At 65.7% G+C, this 7,081-nt stretch carries 6 protein-coding genes and 1 pseudogene; 5 read left to right on the plus strand and 2 right to left on the minus strand.

Going from position 1 to position 7,081, the window contains the following annotated elements; all coding sequences use genetic code 11:
- A partial coding sequence (locus APM_RS14250) for a protoglobin domain-containing protein (protein ID WP_007424077.1) occupies nt 1-1,109 on the minus strand: 1,109 nt, incomplete at its 3' end.
- A gap of 130 nt (nt 1,110-1,239) precedes the next feature.
- On the opposite strand from APM_RS14250, the gene APM_RS22070 reads away from it, so the two are divergent.
- The 5 genes from APM_RS22070 (at nt 1,240) to APM_RS14270 (ending at nt 6,531) form a co-directional block, all read left to right on the plus strand.
- Nucleotides 1,240-1,404, plus strand: a complete 165-nt coding sequence (locus APM_RS22070) for a hypothetical protein (protein WP_013640796.1) — start codon at nt 1,240-1,242, stop codon at nt 1,402-1,404.
- Nucleotides 1,404-2,210 carry a DeoR/GlpR family DNA-binding transcription regulator gene (locus APM_RS14255; RefSeq protein WP_012040018.1) on the plus strand — a complete coding sequence of 269 codons (807 nt, stop codon included), beginning with the start codon at nt 1,404-1,406 and terminating at the stop codon, nt 2,208-2,210. Before APM_RS22070 ends, APM_RS14255 begins: the two co-directional genes overlap by 1 nt.
- 117 nt (nt 2,211-2,327) lie before the next feature.
- Complete coding sequence (gene glpD, locus APM_RS14260) at nt 2,328-3,869, plus strand: glycerol-3-phosphate dehydrogenase (RefSeq protein ID WP_012040017.1); 1,542 nt, start codon at nt 2,328-2,330, stop codon at nt 3,867-3,869.
- A 130-nt stretch (nt 3,870-3,999) separates the two neighbouring features.
- Complete coding sequence (gene glpK, locus APM_RS14265) at nt 4,000-5,499, plus strand: glycerol kinase GlpK (RefSeq protein ID WP_007424080.1); 1,500 nt, start codon at nt 4,000-4,002, stop codon at nt 5,497-5,499.
- 81 nt (nt 5,500-5,580) lie between these two features.
- Entirely contained in the window at nt 5,581-6,531 is a 951-nt protein-coding gene (locus APM_RS14270) for an MIP/aquaporin family protein (RefSeq protein ID WP_007424081.1), read from the plus strand.
- A 253-nt stretch (nt 6,532-6,784) separates the two neighbouring features.
- Here the strand turns inward: APM_RS14270 and APM_RS14275 are convergent.
- Nucleotides 6,785-7,081: pseudogene (locus APM_RS14275) on the minus strand (molybdopterin dinucleotide binding domain-containing protein); the annotation flags it as partial.

Below are 7,081 nucleotides of genomic sequence, written 5' to 3' on the forward strand. Positions count from 1 at the left end.
GGCGCGCACCTCGGAGGCGACGACGGCGAAGCCCGCCCGGCATCGCCGGCGCGCGCGGCCTCGACCCCGGCATTGAGCGCGAGCAGGTTGGTCTGGAACGCCACCTCGTCGATCAGGCCGATGATCTGGTCGATCTCGCGCGAGGAGGTTTCGATCTGCCGCATCGCGGCGACGGCGTTGGCGACGATATTGTGCGACCTGTCGGCGGCGGCGTTGGCCGTCTGGGCCGCGGTGTTCGCGCGCGCGGCGTTCTCCGCCGTGCTCTGCACGCCGGAGGTGATCTCGTTGAGCGCGGCACTGGTCTGTTCGAGGCTGGCGGCCTGCTGCTCGGTGCGGCGGGCGAGATCCTCGGCGGCGCGGGCGATCTCGTCGACGCCGTTGTTGATCTCGCCGGTGCTCTTGCGGACGCCCGAGAGACTGTCCGACAGGCGGCTGAGGGCGCCGTTGAAATCGTCGGCCAGGCGATGATAGTCCTCCGGCAGCCCTTCGGTGATGCGGTAGGACAGGTCGCCCTCGGCAAGCGCGGTAAGGGCGCGGCCGAGCGTATCCATTACCACGCGGTTGGTCGCGGCCGCCTTGTCCTCGGCCTCGCGGCGCCGGCGGTCGAGTTCCTCGAGATAGACGGCGATCGCGAGATCCATGTCGAGGAAGGTGGCCTTGACCAGCGCGCCGAGATCGGCGGCCGGGCTGGTTTCGGCGTCGCGGCGGAACAGGGGGCGCCGTTTCGGTTTCCGCGAATCGAGCACGCCGGCGATGATCTGTTCGAGGATGAGCGCGTAACCGGCGATATACCAGCGCGGCTCGAGCCCGATCCTGGCGTGCACCTCGCCGACGCGGGTGACGGCGTCGACATAGTCGGTGTCGAACCGCGCCTCGGCGATGCGGGTCCAGTGGCCGGCCTGGCGGGATCGGGCCGTGCCGATCGAGGCGTCGGTGGCGAAGAAGGCACGGGCTTCCGGGCTGCGGCGGATGCGCTCGTAGAAATCCGCGAGTGCGGCCGGCACCGCCTGCGCAAGCACCGGCTGCATGTCCCGCAGACGGCCCCTGACCTGTTCGTCGAGCCCGATGAATTCCAGTCGCTGCGCGAACGTTTCCCGGCAAGTGTTCATCGTGGTTGACCCATTCTGTTGAATGCAAATATCTATGTTTTCGAATAATTAAGAGCCGCCTAACGTTACAATTTTAATTTCGATTATTGAGATACTGCATTCGACCAGGCTTGATCTGCACGGTAGGCGAATGTTCGAATTCCGGAAAACGAACATTGAAGCCGAGGATCGGGATGTTCGTTTCGGGCGGCTGGCATTCGGCGGCCCGCTGCGCGACAAAGGCTACCGCGGAAGGGAGACACAGATGACCATGACGATGAGCACCAATTCGGACCTGCAGCGGGCGCGCCGGTGATGGACGGCGCCTCGCCCCGCGCGGGAAGCCGCCGACAGGCCGAGATCATGAGCCTGTTGCAGGAAGCCGGGCGGGTCTCGGTCGAGGATCTGGCGGCGCGCTTCGGCGTGACGCCGCAGACGATCCGGCGCGATCTCAACGAATTGTGCGAGGTCCACCGCCTGACCCGGGTGCATGGTGGCGCGATGATCGCCTCCAGCGTCGCCAATCTCGCCTATGACGCGCGCAAGCTCGTGGCGCAGCCGGTCAAGCAACTGATCGGCGAGGCGGCGGCGCGGCTGATCCCGGACAATTCCTCCCTGCTGATCAATCTCGGCACCACCACCGAGGAGGTCGCCCGCGCGCTCGCGCAACACAGTGGCCTGCTCGTCATCACCAACAACCTGCATGTGGCGGCGGAGCTGTATCGCCTGCCCGGCGTCGAGCTCATCATGGCGGGCGGCACGGTGCGCCGGGCCGATGGCGGCATCGTCGGCGCGACGACGGTGGAGCAGATCCGCCAGTTCCGCGCCGATTTCGCGGTGATCGGCACCTCGGCGATCGACCGCGACGGCACGCTCCTCGATTTCGACAGCCGCGAGGTGCAGGTCTCCCGCGCAATCATCGAATGCGCCAGGCGGGTCATGCTGGTGGCCGACAGCAGCAAGTTCACCCGCTCCGCGCCGGTGCGGATCGCGCATCTGAAGGATGTCGACGTGCTGGTGACCGACCGGCTGCGCACGCCCGAAAGCCGCGAACTCTGCGAACGTCTCGGCATCGAGGTGGTGGAAACGGCGGGGGAGGAAGACGCCGACACGGCCGACTGAGTCGGTCGATATTCGTTTCATATTTCGTTTTGAGTGTTGACGCCCGGTTTTTGTTCGTATTAACGTTCGCTTCGACAAGCGATCGAATACGAAACGCAAACGCGGGAGGTTTGCCTGATGGCGTCCGCAACGGACACTTCAGTGGTCCACGACATCGCGATCATCGGCGGTGGCATCAATGGCTGCGGCATCGCGCGCGATGCGGCGGGGCGCGGCTGGTCGGTCTTTCTCTGCGAGGCGGGCGATCTCGGCGGCGCCACCTCGGCGGCCTCGACCAAATTGATCCATGGCGGCCTGCGCTATCTCGAATATTACGAGTTCCGGCTGGTGCGCGAGGCGCTGATGGAGCGCGAGGTGCTGTGGGGCATCGCGCCGCACATCATCTGGCCGTTGCGCTTCGTGCTGCCGCACCACAAGGGGTTGCGCCCGGCCTGGATGCTGCGGCTCGGCCTCTTTCTCTACGATCATCTCGGCGGGCGGAAGAAACTGCCGCCGACGCGCGTGGTGCGGTTGCGGCGCGATCCCGCCGGCCGCCCGCTCGATCCGCGCTTTGTCCGCGCCTACGAATATTCGGATTGCTGGGTGGAGGATTCGCGCCTCGTCGTGCTGAACGCGCGCGATGCGGCGGATCGGGGCGCGGTGATCGAGCCGCGCACCCGCTGCATCAGCGGCGCGCGCGAGGGCGGGCTGTGGACCCTCACCGTGCGCGACGAGCGCAGCGGCGAAACGCGCACGGTGCGCGCCCGCGCCCTGGTGAACGCCGCAGGGCCCTGGGTCGCCGAGGTGCTGCAGAAGGTGCTGCGGGCGAACACGCCGGCCTCGGTGCGCGCCGTCCAGGGCAGCCACATCGTCGTTCCCCGGCTCTACCCCGAGGATCATTGCTACATCTTCCAGAACGCTGATGGCCGCATCTTCTTCGTCATCCCCTATGAGCGGGATTTCACCCTGATCGGCACCACCGACCGCGACTATCAGGGCGACCCCGCCGAGGTGCGTGCCTCGGCTGACGAGATCGCCTATCTCTGCGAGTCCGCCAGCGCCTATTTCACGAAGCCGGTCACGCCGGCGGATGTCGTCTGGGCCTATTCCGGCGTCCGCCCGCTCTATGACGACGGCGCCTCGAAAGCCCAGGCCGCCACGCGCGACTACGTGCTGGAGATGGACGCGCCGGCCGATGGCCCCGCCCTGCTCTCGGTCTTCGGCGGCAAGATCACGACCTACCGCCGCCTGGCCGAATCGGTGCTCGGCAAGCTCGCGCCGCACCTGCCGCCCGCCACCGCGCGGAAGCAGGGCTGGACCGGCGACGAGCCCCTGCCCGGCGGCGATTTCCCGACCGACGGGTTCGACGCCCAGGTGGCGGCGCTGTTGCGCGACTATCCGTTCCTCGCGCCGGCCACCGCGGCGCGGCTGGTCAGGGCCTATGGCACCCGCGCGCGCGTCCTGCTCGGCGATGCGCGGCGGGCGGAGGATCTCGGCGCCATCTTCGGCGCCGACCTGACCGAGGCGGAACTGCGTTACCTGCACGCCCACGAATTCGCGCTGACCGCGGAGGACGTGGTGTGGCACCGCAGCAAGTTCGGCCTGCGGCTGAGCGATGCCGAGATCGCCGCTGTCGAGCGGTTCATGCAGACCCTCGCCGCACAGGACGCCCACGCATGATGCGCGAGGCGCAACAGAAATTCCGGAGTCCGGCGGAATCCGGCGCCCGCCGCGCCAGGGGCGCGCCAGAGCCGGCTGCACTGCTACCCGGACGTTAGTTCACATCGTTGCCAGCAAAGGGAGGAATAAAATGTCGCGTTATGTAGGGGCCATAGACCAGGGCACGACGAGCTCGCGCTTCATCGTGTTCGACAAGGGCGGGAACATCGTTTCCGTCGCCCAGAAGGAGCACCGGCAGATCTATCCGAAGCCGGGCTGGGTCGAGCACGACCCGATGGAGATTCTCTCCAACACCAACGAGGTCATCGGCGCCGCCCTCGCGCGGGCAAACCTCACCGCGTCCGACCTCGCCGCCGTCGGCATCACCAACCAGCGCGAGACCACCCTGCTGTGGGACCGCAAGACCGGCCAGCCGCTCTGCAACGCGCTGGTCTGGATGGACACCCGCACCGACCAGCTCGTCCAGCAGTTCACCCGCGATGGCGGGCAGGACCGCTTCCGCGCCAAGACCGGCCTGCCGCTGGCCACCTATTTCGCCGGGCTGAAGCTGCGCTGGATTCTCGACAATGTCGAAGGGGCGAAGGCCAAGGCCGAGGCGGGCGACGCGCTGTTCGGCACCGTCGATTCCTGGCTGACCTGGAACCTGACGGGTGGCGTGAATGGCGGCCACCACGTGACCGACGTGACCAACGCGAGCCGCACCATGCTGATCGACCTCGCGACCTGCGCCTGGGATGACGACATGCTGAACGCGTTCGGCATTCCGCGCGCCTGCCTGCCGAAGATCGTGCCGTCCTCCGCCGTCTATGGCGAAATCCGCACCGCCCCGCTGCAAGGCACGAAACTCGCCGGCATGCTGGGCGACCAGCAGGCCGCCCTGGTCGGGCAGACCTGCTTCGCCCCCGGCGAGGCGAAGAACACCTATGGCACCGGCTCGTTCCTGCTGATGAACACCGGCACCGAGCCCGTGCAGTCCAAGGCCGGGCTGCTTACCACGCTCGCCTACCAGCTCGGCGACGAGAAGCCGCGCTACGCTCTGGAGGGGGCGATCGCCATCACCGGCGCGCTGGTGCAGTGGCTGCGCGACAACCTGAAACTGTTCGACGTCGCCCCGCAGATCGAGCCGCTCGCCCGCAGCGTCGAGGACAATGGCGATGTGTATATCGTGCCCGCGTTCTCCGGGCTCTACGCGCCCTACTGGAAGGACGACGCCCGCGGCGTCATCGCCGGGCTGACGCGCTATGCGACCCGCGCCCACCTCGCCCGCGCCGCCCTCGAATCCACCGCCTACCAGGTGCGCGACGTCGTCGAGGCGATGCAGGAGGATTCCGGCATCCGGCTCGCGGCGCTGAAGACCGATGGCGGCATGGTCGCCAACGAATTGCTGATGCAGTTCCAGGCCGACATCCTGAACGCCCCGGTGGTTCGCCCGAAAATGACCGAGACCACCGCGCTGGGTGCCGCCTACGCCGCCGGCCTCGCCGTCGGTTACTGGGCGAATCTTGAGGATCTGCGCGCCAACTGGGGCGTGGACAAGACCTGGGAGCCGTCAATGCCCGCTGAGACGCGCGAAAAATACTATCGCTCATGGAAGAAGGCCGTGCAGCGTTCCTTCGCCTGGGTCGATTGACGAAAAACACGAGGAAACGAGACAATGTCAAACACTGCCGAATACGCTCCCGATTCGTAAAGATCGGTCTCTGACCGCAGGATGCTGGGTGTTAAGGTCGGCTGGCGGGCCCAGTCGATCTTTTCCGAAATGCTCGCTGAGTTTCTTGGCTGCGTCGTTCTGATTGCCTTCGGAGCCGGTGTGGTCGCCGTGGCGGTCGTCGGATTGACCGAGTCCGGTCGCACCGCCGTGATCTTCAACGGCGCCGGAGGGTGGCTGCTGATCACCTGGGGATGGGCCTTCGCAGTCACCATGGCAATCTATGTCGCCGGTGGGGTTACCGGCGCGCATCTCAATCCCGCCGTCAGCCTCGCCTTTGCGGTCAAGGGTGACTTCCCGTGGCGCAAGGTCGTGCCGTACTGGGTTGCGCAGGTCGCGGGCTGTTTCGTCGGAGCGGCCTTAGTCTATCTGGACTATTTCCGTGCCATCGATGCTTGGAATGCCGCGCATCACGTTGCCTCTTATGCGGCCCCCGGCGGACTGACGACGTTCAGCATCTTCGCAACCTTCCCGGCATCCTATCTCGGCGGACATATGGACCTCGCCCTGATTGACCAAATCATCGGAACTTTCTTCCTGCTGCTCTTCGTGCTGGCGATATCCGACAATCTGAATCTGAGCCCGACTTCCAATATGGGACCCCTGATGGTGGGCCTCGCAGTCGCAGCGATCGGGATGTCATATGGCGTTGATGCCGGTTATGCAATCAATCCTGCGCGAGACTTCGGCCCGCGCCTGTTCACCTGGGTCATGGGGTGGGGGAAGAATGCGTTTCCAGGCCCGCATGGCTATTGGTGGGTGCCGATCATCGGGCCGATGATCGGTGGTGTTTTGGCCGTTTACGTCTATAAATGGTTCATCAGCCTTACCTTGGTCGAACGGGCCAAGTTGCTCGAAAATCAGCAACCGCACCCACAGATGCAGGGCATGGGTTATAGCCTGGAGAAGCTCCAAGCTGCACTCGACGAGGCCAAGCAGCTTCACACGCCTTAAGTCTGACGGACCATCTCCTACAAGGGCCGATCTGTCCAGTCGGCCCTTATTCGTGGACCGCCAAGCTCACTCACACGCCGTTGATAGCGTGGGCATGGCGCGCGCGGTGCTCATGATCACGGCCTTTCCAGATGTCAGCAAAACTGCCGTCATCGATAGGCACGCCGAAGCGGCGTTCATCGCAAGTAATGTTTGTCCCTCGTTGGACTCGCGTGAATTGCGCCCGCCCGGAGCAAACCTCCGGGCGGGTTTTTCACATCGCCTCGGCGATGACGGGAATGGATTTCGCCGCCGGCGTCAGCGCAAGCTCGTCGTGGTGGTAAAGCGGCAGCAGCGGGTTGGCTTCGGGATAGTAGGCACCGATCGACCCTTTCGGAATATTGTATGGCAGGGCGGTGAGATTCCCGACCGATCGGTCCACGCCATCCTCCGAGACGGTTCGCAGCCGGATCCTGTCGCCCGCGGCGATGCCGCGTTCGGCCATGTCCTGCTCGTTCATGAAGGCCACCATCCGGTCGCCCTTCACGCCGCGATAGCGGTCGTCCAGGCT

The organism is Acidiphilium sp. PM, from assembly GCF_000219295.1.
Lineage (GTDB): Bacteria > Pseudomonadota > Alphaproteobacteria > Acetobacterales > Acetobacteraceae > Acidiphilium > Acidiphilium multivorum.

Bases quoted from the DNA above. Each gene is read 5' to 3' on its own strand.
- APM_RS22070 (WP_013640796.1), top strand. From the start codon at position 1,240: ATGTTCGAATTCCGGAAAACGAACATTGAAGCCGAGGATCGGGATGTT.
- APM_RS14255 (WP_012040018.1), top strand. From the start codon at position 1,404: ATGGACGGCGCCTCGCCCCGCGCGGGAAGCCGCCGACAGGCCGAGATC.
- glpD (WP_012040017.1), top strand. From the start codon at position 2,328: ATGGCGTCCGCAACGGACACTTCAGTGGTCCACGACATCGCGATCATC.
- glpK (WP_007424080.1), top strand. From the start codon at position 4,000: ATGTCGCGTTATGTAGGGGCCATAGACCAGGGCACGACGAGCTCGCGC.
- APM_RS14270 (WP_007424081.1), top strand. From the start codon at position 5,581: ATGCTGGGTGTTAAGGTCGGCTGGCGGGCCCAGTCGATCTTTTCCGAA.